This window comes from Neisseria sicca, assembly GCF_003044565.1.
GTDB lineage: Bacteria > Pseudomonadota > Gammaproteobacteria > Burkholderiales > Neisseriaceae > Neisseria > Neisseria sicca_A.
In genome coordinates this window covers 1-18,322 of record NZ_POXG01000007.1, presented here as the reverse complement: position 1 = coordinate 18,322, position 18,322 = coordinate 1, and the positions used below count along the sequence as shown (strand labels likewise).

Here is an 18,322-nt window from a genome sequence, read left to right as displayed (position 1 = left end):
GAAAGAACAAAAACAATGCAAAATTTTGGCAAAGTAGCCGTATTGATGGGCGGCTTTTCCAGCGAACGCGAAATTTCGCTGGATAGCGGTGCCGCCATTTTGAATGCCTTAAAAAGCAAAGGCATAGACGCACACGCCTTCGATCCTAAAGAAACACCCTTGGCGGAATTGAAAACCCAAGGTTTCCAAACTGCTTTTAATATCCTCCACGGCACTTACGGCGAAGACGGTGCCGTTCAAGGCGCGTTAGAATTGTTGGGCATTCCTTATACCGGCAGCGGTGTAGCCGCTTCAGCCATCGGCATGGACAAATACCGCTGCAAGCTGATTTGGCAAGCCTTGGGGCTGCCTGTTCCCGAGTTTGTCGTTTTACACGAAGACTCGGATTTCGATGCCGTCGAACAGCAACTCGGCTTGCCCATGTTCGTTAAACCGGCAGCCGAAGGCAGCAGCGTCGGCGTTGTGAAAGTCAAAGAAAAAGGTCGTCTGAAAAGCGTTTACGAAGAATTGAAACACCTTCAAGGCGAAATCATTGCCGAGAGATTCATCGGCGGCGGCGAATACTCCTGCCCCGTGTTGAACGGAAAAGGCCTGCCCAGCATACACATCATCCCCGCTACCGAGTTTTACGACTACGAAGCTAAATACAACCGCGACGACACTGTTTATCAATGTCCGTCCGAAGACTTGAGCGAGGCTGAAGAAAACCTGATGCGCTCTCTGGCAGTCCGCGGGGCGCAGGCAATCGGGGCAGATGGGTGCGTGCGCGTCGATTTCCTCAAAGATACCGACGGTAAGCTGTACCTCTTGGAAATCAACACATTGCCCGGTATGACGAGCCACAGTTTAGTACCGAAATCCGCTGCCCATACCGGCGTGGATTTTGCCGATTTATGCATTGAAATTTTGAAAACCGCACATGTGGGATGACGCAAGCGCACTGGGTCGGCTGACCCGCTGGCTATTGCTGCTGATGGCATTGCTGCTCATCGGCACCTGCATAGCCTGGCTATACAACTCCAATCATTTTCCCGTCAAACAAGTGTCCATACAGGGCAAGCTGACTTATTCGGATGGGAAAGAACTTCAGCGCGCTGCTCAACAGCACACGCGCAGCAATATTTTCCGTGCCGATTTGGACGGTATTCAGGCGGCCTTTCAAAAGCTGCCGTGGGTGGATTCCGCTATGGTGCGCCGCCGCTTCCCAGATACCGTCGAAATCCACTTGACCGAGCGCGTACCTGTCGCCCATTGGCGCAGCGGCGGTTTGGTCGATTCCAAAGGCAATGTGTTTGATGCCCAGCTCAAAGCCAAGCTGCCCGTTTTTGAAGGACAGCCGGGTACAGGCAAGGACATGGTCAAACACTACGAAGAATTTTCCGGCATCCTCCGCCGGCAAAATTTGGCGATTAAAGAACTGATTTATACGCCGCGATCCGCCTGGTTGGTGGTCTTGGACAATGGGATTACCGTCAGACTGGGAAGGGAAAACGAAATCAAACGCTTACAGCTTTTCGCCGAAATTTGGCCGACGTTGTTGCGTAAAAATCAAAATCGGTTATCCTACGTTGATATGCGTTATAAAGACGGATTTTCCGTGCGTTACACATCAGAGACGTCGTCTGAAAATGTTTCAGACGATTAAAGCCAAGCAAACAACGTGAAGCAAACTATTGCCAATACAGACAAATAGTTATAACTCCAGCGAAATAACGAGCAAATATAATGGAACAACAAGGTAAATATATCAGTGCCCTCGATATCGGCACATCCAAAGTCATCGCCCTGATTGGCGAAGTCCAAGACGACAACGAAATCCACATCGTCGGACTCGGACAGGCACCGTCCCGTGGCCTTAAAGCAGGCATGGTAACCAACATTGACGCGACGGCTCAAGCCATTCAGCAGGCAGTCAATGAAGCAGAATTGATGGCGGACACCAAAATCAGCCATGTTACAACCGGTATCGCGGGTAACCATATCCGCAGCTTGAATTCGCAAGGGGTTGTCAAAATCAAAGACGGCGAAGTTTCGCAAGCCGACATCGATCGCGCCATCGAAACCGCCAAAGCCATCAATATCCCGCCGGATCACAATATCCTGCATACCGTGGTGCAAGAATACATCATCGACAACCAGCCCGGTGTCAAAGAGCCTATCGGCATGAGCGGTGTCCGTCTCGATACCCGCGTACATATTATTACCGGTGCCAATACCGCCCTGCAAAACATCCAAAAATGTATCCATCGTTGCGGTTTGCAGATGGATCAAATCATGCTTCAGCCCTTGGCGAGTGGTCAGGCTGTTTTGACTGAAGACGAAAAAGATTTGGGCGTGTGCGTCATCGACATCGGTGGCGGTACGACCGATATTGCCGTTTATACCAACGGCGCCATCCGCCATACTGCCGTGATTCCCGTGGCGGGCGATTTGATTACCAAAGACTTGGCGCAAGCGCTGCGCACCCCGCACAGTGCCGCCGAGTACATCAAAATCCACTACGGCGTAGCGATTCCGGATATGGAAGGCTTGGACGAAATGGTCGAAGTTCCCAGCGTCGGCGACCGCCAGCCCCGTCAGATTTCACGCCGTGTTTTGGCAAGCGTCATCGGTCCGCGAGTTGAAGAAATTTTGGAGCTGACCCTTAACGAATTGCGCCGTTCCGGCTTCCCTGAAGAAGTCCTCACATCAGGTATCGTCCTGACTGGTGGCGCATCCATGCTGACCGGTATCGTTGAACTTGCCGAAGAAGTGTTCGCCCTGCCTGCACGCATCGGCGTACCCCAAGAAATGGGCGGCGTATCCGAGCGCATCCGCAATCCGCGTTACTCAACCGCCATCGGTCTTTTGCAGGCAGCAAGGGGAGAGGAAGATGGTGTGCCGGTGACTGGTGCGATTGTGGTCCAAGAGCAGGGTGAAAAAATCAGCCTGTGGGCAAGACTGATGAAATTCGTTAAAGACAATTTCTGATTAATGCCGTTATTTTGCTTACAGGGAAACGAGTTGCTGTCGGAATAGTTCCAATTGTGATAATTAAAAACTTGTGTTCTTTCGTTAAAAAATGTAGTAAAAAAATAACGGTAATGGTGAATGAATAAGAAGTATTTTGCCAGTGTCTGAATACTTCTTATATAATACGCGATAATATCTAATTTTTGGACCGTCCTCGATGCAGGGCGCGCAGGAGTATTTTAATGGAATTTGTTTACGACGTAGCTGAATCAGCCGCAAGCCCTGCGGTCATCAAAGTAATCGGCTTGGGTGGCGGCGGTTGCAACGCTATTAACAACATGATTGCCAACACCATCCAAGGTGTTGAATTTATTAGTGCCAATACTGATGCCCAATCTTTGGGTAAAAATAATGCGGCAAAACGCATCCAGTTGGGTACCAACCTGACCCGTGGTTTAGGTGCGGGTGCCAATCCTGAAATCGGCCGTGCTGCGGCACAAGAAGATCGCGAAGCTATCGAAGATGCTATTCGCGGCGCGAATATGTTGTTCATCACCACCGGTATGGGTGGCGGTACCGGTACCGGTGCGGCTCCTGTGGTTGCCGAGATTGCCAAAGAAATGGGTATCCTGACCGTTGCAGTCGTTACCCGTCCGTTCGGCTACGAAGGCAAACGCGTACACATCGCCCAAGAAGGTTTGGAACAGCTCAAAGGTCAGGTCGATTCATTGATTATCATCCCGAACGACAAATTGATGACCGCATTGGGCGAAGACGTGACCATGCGTGAAGCGTTCCGTGCTGCTGACAACGTCCTGCGCGATGCGGTGGCCGGTATTTCCGAAGTGGTTACCCGTCCCGGTTTCATCAACCTTGACTTTGCCGACGTTAAAAACGTAATGGGCATCAAAGGTATCGCTATGATGGGTTCAGGTTTTGCACAAGGTATCGACCGCGCCCGTTTGGCAACTGAACAAGCGATTTCCAGCCCGCTGTTGGATAATGTGACTTTGGATGGTGCGCGCGGCGTATTGGTGAACATCACTACCGCTCCGGATTGCCTGAAAATGTCCGAATATCGTGAAATCATGAAAGTGGTTAACGAAAATGCGCATCCTGAAGCAGAATGCAAATACGGTACTGCCGAAGACGACAATATGGGCGAAGACGCTATCCGCGTAACCATTATTGCGACCGGTTTGAAAGAAAACGGCAGCGAAAATCAAATGCGTGCGGCTGTCCGCGCACAAAAACTGGTTAGCGGAGTTGATGACTCCCATGTTCAACAACCGGGTAGTGTGGAAAGTTTGGTGAGAACCAATCGCGGTATTCGCTCTATGAATCTGACTGCAGCAGATTTCGGCAATCAGTCTGTTTTGGACGATTTTGAAATTCCTGCGATTTTGCGCCGTCAGCACAATCCTGATAAATAATCGATAAAAAGCCTGCTTTAAGCAGGCTTTTTTGTATCTGTATCTGTGCATTGTAGAGCATAATTTTTGAAGGATTCAAAAAGGGCAGTGCGTTGATATCCTTTGATATTTCTTGTGAGTAAAAATCTATTGATGAGATTCGGGTTTTGGGCTTTGTTGGGGAGTTTCCGCCGAAAAGATGGATTTCCGTTTGAGCGGAAATAGTGGTTTTATTTGTGGGAGAACTGTCCCAAGCAATTAAATTGAAGAAGCGAGCAAGCTGTATCATTGAGCAGTTGAAAAGAGGTCGTCTGAAACGTACTTAAACGTAATTTTCAGACGACCCTTCTCATGCTTGGAATAGGCAACCTTAAGCAGGGCGGCAGGCAATCATATAATTTACTTCCGTCGAGTCACATAAAGAATAGCGGCGGGTCAAAAGATTGTAGGTCATGCCTTTAGTATCGATAACGTCCAACCCTGACTGTCTGCACATTCGCGCTAGTTCGGCGGGGGTAATGAATTTTTGCCAATCGTGCGTCCCTTTGGGAACAACGTTCAACACATATTCCGCGCCGACAATCAGATGAAGATAAGATTTAGGGTTGCGGTTGATGGTGGAGAAAAACACCATACCGTCAGGCTTCACCAGCTCCGAACAGGCTTTGACGATGGCGGCGGGGTCGGGAACGTGTTCCATCATTTCCATACAGGTTACAACATCGAAGCTGTGCGGCTGTTCGGCGGCGAGGTCTTCGACGCGGATGCAGCGGTAATCGATATTGTCCACACCTTCGGCAGCGGCATGGGCTTGGGCGGTTTGGAGCGATTTTTCCGCCATATCGATGCCGGTAACGTGTGCCGCGCCGCGTTTTGCCATGCTTTCCGACAAAATCCCGCCGCCGCAGCCGACATCCAAAACACGCTTGCCTGCCAACTGTGCGAACAAGTCGATATAGCCCAAGCGCAGCGGATTGATGTCGTGCAAAGGTTTGAACTCGCCGTTTTTATCCCACCATTTATCCGCAATTTGGCTGAATTTAGCAATTTCGTCCGCATCGACGTTGTGTTGTCCGGCTGCTTCCATCATGATTTTCCTGATTTGGATTTCGGGTTGAAGAGGGGTTTGATTTTATAGCAAAGCGGCAGGATGGAACAGAGACAAACTGCCGCCAGCCGCCAAAAGGTCGTCTGAAAACGCCGCTTACCCTTTTCAGACGACCTTTGACTTGTTTTTACCCCTTCCGCCTTGTTTGCCGCAACCTTTCCCATTAATTTATATAAACTTGCCCACGCATTGCCGAAGCAGCAAACACCCCATTCCCCATTCAAAAGAAAATCCAATGAAACCATTCATCCGCGCCGCATCCCTGCTCTTCCTTGCCGCCGCCTCCGCGCTTGCCTCCGGCAAAGACTTTATCATTTACGACCGCATGGACTACGTCGGCAAACCCGACCTGACCGCCGACAAGCTGTCTAAAGTATTCCTGATTTACGAATCTGAGCTGGTCATGCCCGATCCTGCCGGCAAGCGCAAACACGGCGTGTTGAACGAAAAACGCATCCGCGAATTGGCGCGCCAATCCTATCGCGAAGGCTACCGCACCATCTCCACCGACATCGAAACCTGGTTTGCCGAAAAAGACGGACAAATCCTCACGCCTCAAGAACTTAAAACCGACTTTGCCCGCATGTACCAGATTTTCAGAGAAGAAAATCCCCGCGCCTACATCAGCAACTACGGCTTGCCCGACGAACACCTGCACGCCATCCGCTACTACCAAACTCAGGCGGACAACGAAGCAGTATTGGCAAAATGGCGGCAATTCAGCAAACGTCGTCAAATGAGCGCAGCCATCAGCGACTACGCCAATCCCGTGTTCTACATTACCACGCCCGATTTGGCGCAATGGGAAAAAGACGTCCAAACCACTGTCGCCGAGATTAGGAAGCGTTATCCCGACAAAAAAATCATCGGCTACCTCTGGCCGCAATATTATTCCGCAAGCAACAGCCCGTATTTCAAACAATTTATCGATGCCGGACGCTGGCAGAAAATGCTCGAAATCTGCAGCAAATATATGGACGGCGTGATTATCTGGTCGGACAAGCGCGACGAAAACCATCAAATCGTCCGCTGGAACGACCCGCGCATACAGGCAATCATGCGTGCGACCAAATCCTTTATCGCGGCGCACCCTAAAGATATCGCCGTTGAAGCATTGCAGCCGTCGACATCCTCCAAGTCATTGAAAAACAGCAAATTGAAATAAACAGCGCATTTTCCGCCGCCAATTCAACAGCGGAAAAAATGACGGTGATTGGATAAATCCGCCAAGCAAAAAGGTCGTCTGAAACCCAAAATTTAGGTTTCAGACGACCTTTTGCCGTCATGGCAGCTTTGTTTCTTATCAAATCTGATCGGAAGCAGTTGCCAGTTGCGATACGGCAAGAATATAGTGGATTAACAAAAATCAGGACAAGGCGACGAAGCCGCAGACAGTACAGATAGTACGGAACCGATTCACTTGGTGCTTCAGCACCTTAGAGAATCGTTCTCTTTGAGCTAAGGCGAGGCAACGCCGTACTGGTTTAAAGTTAATCCACTATAAAGACAGCAGAGCCAATCTTTCCACAAGCTCCAAGCAGGCGGGCATCCGTTTTTCATCAAACCTGTTCAACAGAATCCACAAGCCAAACCTTACTTGAAGATTTCAGCTCGCGCAGGAATGGCAATTGTTAGCAAGTCTTGTTTATTTAAATCCACAATATTCCGACATGCAGACGGACGGAAGCAGAAAGAGCGTATCGAGTACGCTCTTTTTTATATGGGTAACAAAGAGGGCGATGTCCATGATCTTGTTGCAGTTTATTTTCAGACGACCTGTTTCAAAATTTTCTTACGGCATTTTTTCATTTTAGTATAAATGCTTTATGAAAGCCCAAAGACATAAATTTTGAAGTCATCTTTGGCATAGTAATTGCAGGATAAAGGTCATAGTTCTATATTATTTGGTAAATAAGTGTTAAGTTTAGAAGTAAGATTATGGATTATCGGAGCTTTTTTGAAATAGGCGGTAAGTTTAGTTAGTCTTAAACACTATTTCCAAAGATATAGATATGTTCTAAAAATTGTACCTAAGTGACAATTAACGTCAGCCCGATTGATTTTCAATAATATATAAACAAAATAAACGAATGCCTGCCTCATAAAATCCGCTTGTGCCTGAAGAAGAAGATCCGGCGGCGGGGCAGTGCGGGGAGTACGTCTTGTTTTGACTGTATGTATTTGAATTCAATCTGATATTTTTTAATAAATTCAACCAAGAGAGATTGTTATGAATAAGATTTTCAAAGTTGTATGGAACCGTACCATCGGCTCTTTCGTCGTTACTTCCGAATTGGCGAAGGGACGTGTCAAATCAAGCAGCGAAGGTGCTGAAGGGGATGTGCGCGCCTCAGAGGAAGGTCGTCTGAAAACCTTATTCAGACTGACGGCCTTGAGCGCGGCATTATTGGGATTTTCCGAAGGAGCTTGGGCAGTGGTTGCGCCTACCGGTCAAGTTGCAAATGGCTCCGGTGGTGAAACTGCTGTCAATGGCGGTGATGCCAGGGGTACAGGTGCTGTTGCAGTTGGTCAGTTTGCGCGTGCGGGAACAAGGGGTAACCCGCCTCATGGAATGAATTCGGGTACTGTAGCGATTGGTGGTAGTAATGCAACTACGGCTGCGCTGGCAGATGGCAATAATGCGATTGCGATTGGTACCAATTCAAATTCAAATGGGGTTAAGGCGACGACCATCGGTTCAGATACGATAGCCTCAGATCAATTTGCTACTGCTTTGGGTGGCCGCGCCGAGGCGAAGGCGCGGGGTGCAACAGCCATTGGTGGTTGGACACAGGCTACAGGCCAGTTTGCGGTTGCTATCGGCGGTAGTGACCGCTTTGGGCGAGATACCAATACAGAGTTGAATGACGGTAGTGGTGCGACTTTGGCTTCAGGGGATCGCAGTACCGCCATTGGTCGACGCGCGATGGCATCTGGTAATGATACGCTTGCTTTCGGTACGAATGCGAAGGCTACGGGTGTAGATGCGGTTGCTTTTGGGACGAACGCGAATGCATCAATTCTTAAATCGATTGCTATCGGTAAAAATACACAGGCAACGGGAGAGGCCTCTATCGCTATTGGTAGTGATGATCCTATTTATAAAGAGATTAAAGCAACTTCTAGACAAGGTATTGCCATCGGTACGGGAGCTAAGGCGACAGGCGATACTCAAGCAGTTGCCATCGGTCCGGATGCTCGAGCGATAGGGAATCAGTCTACCTCTATCGGTAACAATACCCGTGCAGAAGGCGATTCGTCTGTTGCTATCGGAGGAGATGATTGGGATGGAGTGCGTACAAAAACAGTCGCAGCGGCAGGAGGTAAACAAGTCTATCAAGTTTTTAAGGATTTGACAGGCGCAGAAATGATGGCCGATCAGCCCCGTAATACGTGGAAAGGTACGACTGCCGGGCATGCTTCGGTTGCAGTAGGTGTGAAAGCTCTTGCTGAGGGTGTATTATCCACGGCCTTCGGTGCAGCTGCATCTGCGCAAGGAGTGGGCGCGTCAGCATTTGGTGTTGGAGCAACAGCTACTCATAATAAATCAGTCGCCATCGGTACGGGATCGCGTACCGAGACCAATGCAACAGCTGTAACGAATGCAACAATCAATGGTATTTCTTATAGCGGTTTTGCAGGTACGCAAAACATTACTGCCGGTTCTCAAGTTTCTTTCGGTTCGATAGGCTATGAGCGCCAGTTGAAACACGTTGCTCCGGGTGAGATTACTGCCACTTCTACCGACGCAATTAACGGCAGCCAGCTTTACGCGATTGCCAAAGATATGCAAGCCGCTCAAACCCATTATTACAGCGTCAACCGCCCAGGCACCCCCGTAGCCAACTACAACAATGACGGCGCGACAGGTGAAAACGCGATTGCCGCTGGTCCTGAAGCCAAAGCGGCTGCAAGCAATGCAGTCGTGATAGGTAGCAAGGCTACCGTTGAGGCGGCAGCAGGCTCTACCCCCTCTATTCACGGTAATACGACGGGTTCAGGTTCGGTTGCTGTTGGTTCGTTAAGTAAAGCCAATGGTGAGAATGCAGTTGCCATCGGTCAGCGATCCAATGCTTACGGTCAAAACTCGTTTGCAGGTGGTCAGGTTTCCAATGCAAAAGGTAAATCCAGCGTGGCGGTAGGTGATGGTGCAAATGCACTTCATGATTCTGCTGTGGCTTTGGGTGCTTATACCACTGCGAATAATGCAGGGGCAACCGCTGTCGGTTTCAACTCTAATGCTTTGGGCTGGGCATCATTTGCAGGTGGTCATTCCGCTAAAGCCGAAGCAAGCAGCGCAGTTGCTCTCGGTCATGAGGCGCGGGCAGTAAGCGGCAAGGCAGTCGCTATTGGTAAGTCTAGCCATGCTGCCAAAGATAGTGGCATTGCGTTGGGTGACGAGGCGCGGGCAGCAGGCAGCAAGGCAGTCGCCATTGGTAAGACTAGTTACTCTGCCAAGGATAGTGGCATTGCGTTGGGTGATGGTGCGAAGGCTGATGAAGTGAATGCTATCGCTATTGGTTCAACCAACAATGCTTGGAAAGAAGATTCTATCGCGTTAGGGCGTTTAGCCAATGCAGACGGCGCGGCTTCTTTGGCGCTTGGTTTGAACAGCCATACACGTTTGGAAAACGCTATCGCTTTAGGTAATGGTGCAAACGCTGATCATAGCAATAGTATCGCCATCGGTAAATCCAGTCATGCAGCTGCATCTGCGGGAGTTGCTATCGGTAATGACGCACGGGCTTTGAAATTTAGCTCCGTTGTTATCGGTGATCAGGCTCAATCCAAGAACTCCCGCTCTGTTGTGATTGGTTTCAATGCTTCTGCAAACAATACCGAAATACCAAAGTCTGGGCAACCTGATTACAATCAAACCGTTGCTATCGGTGCATTTTCTAATGCATGGGGCGATCAATCTACTGCCATCGGTAACAATGTAACAGCACAAGGCAATTCTTCTATCGCCATCGGTGCGGACGACTGGGATACCGTTGCAGCGAAAACTGTAGACGGTACGGGTAAAACGGTTAAAGACGTTTATCACGACTATACCGGCGATGTGATGGTAACCGGTAACTATGTTCGTACGACCTCAAGTGAAGCTGCGGTAGCGATTGGTACTCAATCACAGGCAGAAGGCGAATTGTCTACTGCGTTCGGTACGGGTACACGCGCCCAAGGCGTTGCCTCTGCCGCATTCGGTATGGGCGCGAAAGCCACCAAAGGCAACTCTGTGGCAATCGGTGCGGGCAGTACGACTGCAACCGATGCAACCGAAGTCAACGAAGCTACTGTCAACAATCTGAAATACTCAGGTTTTGCAGGCGGCAACAATGTTAATCCGGGCGACCAAGTGTCTTTCGGTACGGCAGGCTACGAACGTCAATTGAAAAACGTTGCTCCGGGCGAAATTTCTAACACTTCTACGGATGCCATCAACGGCAGCCAGCTGTACGCGGTACAAAACGTTTTGGGCAATACTGCCAAAACCGTTAAAGACGTATTGGGTAGTAATGCAAAGTTGGCTGAAGACGGCAGTATTACCATGAATAATATTGGTGGTACGGGTGAAAATACCGTTGACAGGGCAATTGCGTCTTTGAAAACGTCAGCCTTTAAATCGTTTCAATTAGAAACGGCTGCTGCTGCTGGAACCAATGGTCGTGCTGAAAACCATTCTTTACAGGAAATCACGAGTGGCTCCACTCTTCGACTTGAAGCAGGTAAAAATATCCATTTGAATCAGTCAGGAAGTACTGTAAGTATCAATACGGTTGATAATCCTGAGTTTACAGGCGTAGTTACTGCCAAAGGCGGACTAAATATGTCTGAAAACCGTATCACTAATTTGGGTAAAGGTACTGATACTAATGATGCGGTTAATGTTGGGCAGCTCCAAGATGCAATGAATAATCTGCGCGTCAACACTTTAACTACGGTCAGCAATGACGCTCCTTTCTCTTATATTGATAAAGACGGAAAGCTTTTAACCCGCAACGTTAAAGAAGTAGGCGGACAAAAAGTAGTATCGTTTACTTATGTAGATGGTGGTGCAGAATATACCGGTGATGTCACTATTGCCGCTTTGAACGCCAAAGACCCACAAACTTCCGTACCAACTATTGTTGGTAATGTGAAATCGGGTATCAAAGATAATGATGCAGTCAATGTGTCCCAATTGAAGAAAATAGCTGAAGCATTAGGTACACAGGTAGGAACTGACGGCAGTGTTTCTATGCCAACATATGCGGTTGTTTCAGGAGCACCATCTAATTCAAGCGTAGTTAACTACAATACTGTTGGCGATGCACTGTCCGCTTTGAATAGAGCTGTTAATAGCCCTCTGAATTTTACAGGCGATGTTGGCAATAAGTTTGACCGTCAACTTGGCAGCACCGTTGCCGTTAAAGGCGGACAAACTGATCGGGCTAAATTGTCTGATAATAATATCGGTGTGGTTTCAGACGACCAAAATCACATGCTGAACGTCAAATTGGCAAAAGAATTGACCGGACTGACATCCGCAGCCTTCAGCGGCGATGTAACTACTGCCGGCACGACTGTTAACGGCTCCGGCGTAACCATTGGCTCCGGCAGTAACCCAGTGAGCCTGACTGCTGGCGGACTCTCAAACGGCGGCAATAAAGTTACTAAGATTGCCGACGGTGAAGCTGATACCGACGCAGCAAGTTACAAACAAGTTAAAGCCGCGAAAACTGAGGTTCAAGGGGGTACGAATGTTGCCAGCGTAACCAAAACCGATAACCCAACTGACGGACATGCGGTTTACACCGTCAACGCCAAAGGTGCAGCCGTTGCGCTCGACAGTAGTGTAGATGGTTTGAAACTGACGTCGTCTGAAAATACAACCACCAATGTCACTACCTACAATTTGGATTTGTCAGACAAAACCAAAGCCTCTTTGACAAAAGCCGACAGCGCATTGCAAAACATCGGCGTACAAGTCAACGGCGAAGATGCTAAAACGTTGAATCAAGCTGATTCCAAGCTGAACTTCGTTAACGGCACAGGTACGACCGCCGAAAACAAAGGGGGCACCGTTGCGTTCAATGTAAACAAATCTACGTTGAAAGCTGGTGTGGGTGGTACGGTTAATGCTGGACAAACCGGCGATGCATTTGCCACGGCTGCCGATGTCGCGCAAGCCATCAATGAAGCTGTTGCCAACAGCGAAAAAACCAGCGTGGTTGAAAAAGGTGACAATACTCATGTTGCTGCTGTGGAAGCAGGTAATAAAACGACCTACACCGTCCATGCAGATAAAACTACTGTAAGCGTAAAAGCTGACGGAAAATTGAAGTTGGAGTCGTCTGAAACAACAAACAGCAACGAAACCAAAACCACCAACTACGAACTTGACCTTTCAGACGACGCCAAAGCTGAGATTAAAAAAGGTGTGGAGGCGAAAACTGCTGTCGACAGTAAGGGTGTTGCATTTGCGGGTAACAACGGAACAACCGATGTCGCCAAACTGGGTGAAACCGTCAATCTCAAAGGCGACGACCAAAACGTCGTTACTGAAGCTGGAGCAGACGGCATTAAAGTCAAATTGAAAGACGAAATCACCGTTCAAACCGTCAATGCCGACAAACTCAAAGCGGGTAATAGTGTTCTGACTACAGCCGGACTGACCACGCCGCAAGTTACCGCAGGCGCCAATGTATTAAACGGTGATGGATTGAAAATTGCCAATGGTGACAATCCTGTATCCCTGACCAAGTCCGGCTTGAACAACGGCGGCAACAAAATCACCAAAGTTGCCAAAGGTGAAAATGCAGATGATGCTGTGAATTATGGACAGCTTAAAGAGTTGGCGGACAAAGGTCTGACTTTCGAAGCGGACGGCAGCACTTCGACTTCAAGCAAAAAACTGGGAGAGCGCGTCGGCATCAAAGGCGGTAGCAACATCACCACTTCCGCCGATGGCAACAACGTTACCGTCAAACTGAATGACGATATTACGTTGACCAGCGTAACCGCGACTACCTTGAAAGCAGGCGACAGCGTACTGACGACTGACGGTCTGAAGATTGGTGCGGACGGTTCGCCAAGCCAAGTGTCTCTGACTAATGCCGGTCTGAACAACGGCGGTAACAAGATTGCCAAAGTAGCCAAAGGTACGGAAGACACCGACGGAGTGAACGTCAGCCAAATCAAACCGCTTGCAGAAGCATTGAACACGACCGTCAGCTCTGATGGTACGGTCGGAAAACCAAGCTTTACCGTCAATCATGCCGACGGTACGGCAGGTACCACCGTACATACCGTTCAAGACGCATTGACCGAGGTTGGTAAAGAGTTGAACAAAGGTCTGAACATTGCCGCAGACAACGGCAATAACCAGAAAATCAATCTGGGTGATACCGTCAAGTACACGAGCAAAGACAAAAATATCGTTACGACTAGTGGCACGAACAAGGATATCGACTTCAGTCTTGCCGAAAAAATCACCATTGGTAAAACCGACGGTAAGAAAGTTGTTATCGATGGCACGAACGGCACAGTAAGCGGACTGACCAACAAAACCTTGGGCGGTACGGATTTTGCAGCCAAAGGTCAAGCTGCAACAGAAGAGCAGATCAATGCCGCACAAACCAATCTGGCAAATGTTTTGGGTACAGGTTCAACCAACCAAAACGGTACGGTAACGGTTACCGACATCGGTGAAACAGGTAAGACTACCGTCAGCGATGCGATTAAATCCGTCAAAGAAACCGCTGAAAAAGGCTGGAACCTACAAGCCAACAGCGATGCTGCCGAAAAAGTGGCGGCAGGCGAAACGGTAATATTCAAGGATGGCAAAAACATCAAAGTAACCCGCGACGGCAAAAACATCACCGTAGCGACTTCGGATGAAGTGGTCTTTGACAAAGTAACCGTCGGCAGCAACGTATTAGATGGTAATGGACTGACCATCTCCAATGGTGCTGCAAACGCTCCTGTATCTCTGACTAAAAACGGTCTGGATAACGGCGGCAATAAGATTGCCAAAGTAGCCAAAGGCACTGCGGATACCGACGCGGTAAATGTCGAGCAACTTAAACCGATTGCAGCCGCATTGAACACAACAGTCAACCCGACAACGGGTGAAGTGGCTGCGCCTGCGTTCACCGTAACTAAAGCGGACGGCACGAAAAATACCGCTGTCGGTACGGTTCAAGAAGCCTTGGATAAGGTGGGCGAAGAGTTGAAGAAAGGTTTGGTCATTGCCGCTGATGAAGGGTCGTCTGAAAAAGTCAACTTAGGTGACACCGTTACTTACACCGGTACCGATGGCAACATTAAGACCAAAACCCTGTCGGGGGGTAAAGTTGATTTTGGTTTGAACGACAAAGTTACATTGGGCAAAACCGGCAGCACCCCGATTGTGCTTGACGGTACGAACGGCACGGTAAGCGGACTGACCAACAAAACCTTGGGCGGTGCGGATTTTGCAGCCAAAGGTCAAGCTGCAACTGAAGAACAGATAAATGCTGCACAAACCAATCTGGCAAATGTTTTGGGTACAGGTTCAACCAACCAAAACGGTACGGTAACGGTTACCGACATCGGCGAAACAGGTAAGACTACTGTCAGCGATGCAATTAAATCCGTCAAAGAAACCGCTGAAAAAGGCTGGAATCTGCAAGCCAATAGCGATACTACCGAAAAAGTGGAGGCAGGCGAAACGGTAACGTTCAAAGACGGCAAAAACATCAAAGTAACCCGCGACGGTAAAAACATCACCGTAGCGACTTCGGATGAAGTGGTCTTTGACAAAGTAACCGTCGGCAGCAACGTATTAGATGGTAATGGACTGACCATCTCCAATGGTGCTGCAAACGCTCCTGTATCTCTGACTAAAAACGGTCTGGATAACGGCGGCAATAAGATTGCCAAAGTAGCCAAAGGCACTGCGGATACCGACGCGGTAAATGTCGAGCAACTTAAACCGATTGCAGCCGCATTGAACACAACAGTCAACCCGACAACGGGTGAAGTGGCTGCGCCTGCGTTCACCGTAACTAAAGCGGACGGCACGAAAAATACCGCTGTCGGTACGGTTCAAGAAGCCTTGGATAAGGTGGGCGAAGAGTTGAAGAAAGGTTTGGTCATTGCCGCTGATGAAGGGTCGTCTGAAAAAGTCAACTTAGGTGACACCGTTACTTACACCGGTACCGATGGCAACATTAAGACCAAAACCCTGTCGGGGGGTAAAGTTGATTTTGGTTTGAACGACAAAGTTACATTGGGCAAAACCGGCAGCACCCCGATTGTACTTGACGGTACGAACGGCACGGTAAGCGGACTGACCAACAAAACCTTGGGCGGTGCGGACTTTGCCACCAAAGGCCAAGCTGCAACCGAAGAACAGCTGAATGCTAGCCAAGTGAATCTAAAAACCATTTTGGGCGGTAACGCAGAAAACACCAACGGCAATATTGCCATGAGTAATATCGGTGGTACTAACCAAAATACGGTTCACGACGCAATCAAGTCTGTGAAAGAGACGGTGGAAAAAGGTTGGAAGCTGCAAGCGAACGACGATACCGAAGAGAAAGTTGCTGCCGGCGAAACGGTTAACTTCAAAGACGGCAAAAACATCAAAGTAACCCGCGACGGCAAAAACATCACCGTAGCCACTTCAGACGACGTCGAGTTTGCTCATGTCAAAGCTAATTCAGTAGAAGCTGCCAGCGTGGTTGCCGACAGCGTCATCACAGGCAACAGCGTCTTGACTACTAATGGTCTGAAGATTGGTGATGACAGTTCTCCGAACCAAGTATCCCTGACTACTGCCGGACTGAACAACGGCGGCAACAAGATTGCCAAAGTAGCCAAAGGTACGGAAGACACCGACGGAGTGAACGTCAGCCAAATCAAACCGTTGGCAACAGCGTTGAATACGACCGTTGGTGCGGATGGTTCTATCGCTGCTCCTAACTTTACCGTCAAACAAGCGGACGGTACGGTAAGTGCACCGGTGCATACCGTTCAAGAAGCATTGGACAAAGTCGGTGACGAGTTGAACAAAGGTCTGAAGATTGCCGCCGACGAAGGGTCGACTGAAAAAGTCAACTTAGGTGATACCGTTACTTACACCGGTACCGATGGCAACATTAAGACCAAAACCCTGTCGGGAGGCAAAGTTGATTTCGGTTTGAACGACAAAGTTACGTTGGGCAAAACCGGCAGCACCCCGATTGTACTTGACGGTACGAACGGCACGGTAAGCGGACTGACCAACAAAATGTTGGGCGGTGCGGACTTTGCGACTTCGAACAAAGCAGCGACTGAAGCGCAGCTGGATGCTACCCAAGTGAACCTGAAAACCATCTTGGGCGGAGAAGCCAAGAACGAGAACGGCAATGTATCCACTGCCAACATCGGTGACACAGGTAAAGGCAACATTCACGAGGCGATCAAGTCCGTGAAAGAGACTGCCGAGAAAGGCTGGAACCTGAAAGCGAACGACGAGACCGACAGCGAGAAAATCGCTGCAGGCGACACCGTGACTGTGAAACAAGGTAAGAACATCCGAGTGAAACGCAGCGGTAAAGATCTGACGGTTGAGACTGAAGACAATGTTGAGTTTGCTCATGTCAAAGCTGATTCAGTAGAAGCTACCAGCGTGGTTGCTGAAAGTGTTATCGCAGGCAACAGCGTATTGAATACTGATGGACTGAAGATTGGTGCAGACGGTTCTCCGAACCAAGTGTCTCTGACCACTGCCGGTCTGAACAACGGCGGCAACAAGATTGCCAACGTAGCCAAAGGTGTGGCAGATACTGATGTGGTTAACGTCAGCCAGCTGAACCCGATTGCCAAAGCGTTGAATAGCAGCATCAACCCGATTACTGGTGCGATTGAAGCTCCTGTCTTTACTGTAACTAAAGCAGACGGTACGAAACATGATGCTGTTGGTACAGTTCAAGAAGCATTGGACAAAGTGGGCGAAGAAGTCAGCAAAGGTCTGAACATCGTTGCAGACAACGGGTCGTCTGAAAAAGTGAACTTGGGCGATACCGTCAAGTACACAAGTAAAGATAAGAACATCGTTACCACAAGCGGCACAGGCAAAGAAATCGACTTCAGCCTGGCTGAGAAAGTAACCATCGGCAAAGACGCAGCGAACGGCGGCAAACCGGTCGTGATTGACGGTAAAGAAGGTATTGTCAGCGGTCTGAGCAACAAAGCCTTGGGCGGTGCGGACTTCGCTACCAAAGGTCAAGCCGCGACTGAAGAACAGTTGAACGAAACTCAAGCCAACCTGGCGAAACTCCTTGGTGGTAAAGCGGCCAACGACAAAGGCAACGTTACGACCAGCGATATTGGTGGTACAGGCAAAGACAACGTTCACGACGCGATTGCCGCAGTTAAAGAGACCGTAGGTAAAGGCTGGAACCTGAAAGCCAACGATGAAGCCGACAGCGACAGTGAAAACATTGCCTCAGGCGATACCGTGACCGTGAAACAAGGTAAGAACATCCGAGTGAAACGCAGCGGTAAAGAGCTGACGATTGAGGCTTCAGACGACGTCGAATTTGGTACTGTTTCCGCTACTACCGTACTCGCCGACAGCTTCATCTCCGGCAACAGCGTACTGAGCGGAGAAGGTCTGAAGATCGGTGCGGACGGTTCGCCAAGCCAAGTGTCTCTGACCAAAGACGGTCTGAACAACGGCGGCAACAAGATTGCCAACGTAGCCAAAGGTACGGCAGCCACCGACGCCGTCAACGTTGCCCAGTTGAACGAACAACTCGCCGCAACTGAAAAAACCACCACCGTCGTCGCCGGTAAGAACGTGACCGTCAGCGAAAAAGTGGACGGCAACAACACCGAGTAC

At 49.3% G+C, this 18,322-nt stretch carries 7 protein-coding genes and 2 pseudogenes; 8 read left to right on the top strand and 1 reads right to left on the bottom strand.

All coding sequences use genetic code 11. The annotated features are described in order from the left end of the window. Positions 1 to 15: 15 nt before the first annotated feature. The 4 genes from DBZ16_RS11960 to ftsZ all read left to right on the top strand — a co-directional run bounded on the left by DBZ16_RS11960 (position 16) and on the right by ftsZ (position 4,385). On the top strand, positions 16 to 930 hold the full coding sequence (locus tag DBZ16_RS11960; protein ID WP_107814152.1) for a D-alanine--D-alanine ligase: 915 nt from the start codon (positions 16 to 18) through the stop codon (positions 928 to 930). Next, positions 920 to 1,645, top strand: coding sequence for a cell division protein FtsQ/DivIB (locus DBZ16_RS11955; protein ID WP_107814151.1), 726 nt, complete (start codon positions 920 to 922; stop codon positions 1,643 to 1,645). Before DBZ16_RS11960 ends, DBZ16_RS11955 begins: the two co-directional genes overlap by 11 nt. 80 nt (positions 1,646 to 1,725) lie before the next feature. Next, positions 1,726 to 2,970, top strand: a complete 1,245-nt coding sequence (gene ftsA, locus DBZ16_RS11950; protein ID WP_107814150.1) for a cell division protein FtsA — start codon at positions 1,726 to 1,728, stop codon at positions 2,968 to 2,970. 224 nt (positions 2,971 to 3,194) lie between these two features. Further along, entirely contained in the window at positions 3,195 to 4,385 is a 1,191-nt protein-coding gene (ftsZ, locus tag DBZ16_RS11945) for a cell division protein FtsZ (protein WP_070498756.1), read from the top strand. A 349-nt stretch (positions 4,386 to 4,734) separates the two neighbouring features. Here ftsZ and ubiG read toward each other — a convergent pair whose 3' ends face one another. Continuing rightward, entirely contained in the window at positions 4,735 to 5,454 is a 720-nt protein-coding gene (gene ubiG / locus DBZ16_RS11940; RefSeq protein WP_107814149.1) for a bifunctional 2-polyprenyl-6-hydroxyphenol methylase/3-demethylubiquinol 3-O-methyltransferase UbiG, read from the bottom strand. A 253-nt stretch (positions 5,455 to 5,707) separates the two neighbouring features. Here ubiG and DBZ16_RS11935 point away from each other — a divergent pair, with 253 nt between their 5' ends. From DBZ16_RS11935 to DBZ16_RS15200, 4 genes and pseudogenes are all read left to right on the top strand, one after another. Beyond that, complete coding sequence (locus tag DBZ16_RS11935; protein WP_107814148.1) at positions 5,708 to 6,637, top strand: hypothetical protein; 930 nt, start codon at positions 5,708 to 5,710, stop codon at positions 6,635 to 6,637. Between the two features lie 1,065 nt (positions 6,638 to 7,702). Next, positions 7,703 to 9,031 (top strand): annotated as a pseudogene (locus DBZ16_RS16750) (ESPR-type extended signal peptide-containing protein); the annotation flags it as partial. Positions 9,032 to 9,184: 153 nt separating this feature from the next. Beyond that, positions 9,185 to 9,257 (top strand): annotated as a pseudogene (locus DBZ16_RS16745) (hypothetical protein); the annotation flags it as partial. Positions 9,258 to 9,259: 2 nt separating this feature from the next. Beyond that, positions 9,260 to 18,322 (top strand): hypothetical protein (locus tag DBZ16_RS15200; protein WP_430914363.1); only part of this gene is annotated, 9,063 nt, incomplete at its 3' end.

Coding starts and splice junctions, on each gene's coding strand:
- DBZ16_RS11955 (WP_107814151.1), top strand. CDS start 920: ATGTGGGATGACGCAAGCGCACTGGGTCGGCTGACCCGCTGGCTATTG.
- ftsZ (WP_070498756.1), top strand. CDS start 3,195: ATGGAATTTGTTTACGACGTAGCTGAATCAGCCGCAAGCCCTGCGGTC.
- DBZ16_RS11935 (WP_107814148.1), top strand. CDS start 5,708: ATGAAACCATTCATCCGCGCCGCATCCCTGCTCTTCCTTGCCGCCGCC.
- ubiG (WP_107814149.1), bottom strand. CDS start 5,454: ATGATGGAAGCAGCCGGACAACACAACGTCGATGCGGACGAAATTGCT.
- ftsA (WP_107814150.1), top strand. CDS start 1,726: ATGGAACAACAAGGTAAATATATCAGTGCCCTCGATATCGGCACATCC.
- DBZ16_RS11960 (WP_107814152.1), top strand. CDS start 16: ATGCAAAATTTTGGCAAAGTAGCCGTATTGATGGGCGGCTTTTCCAGC.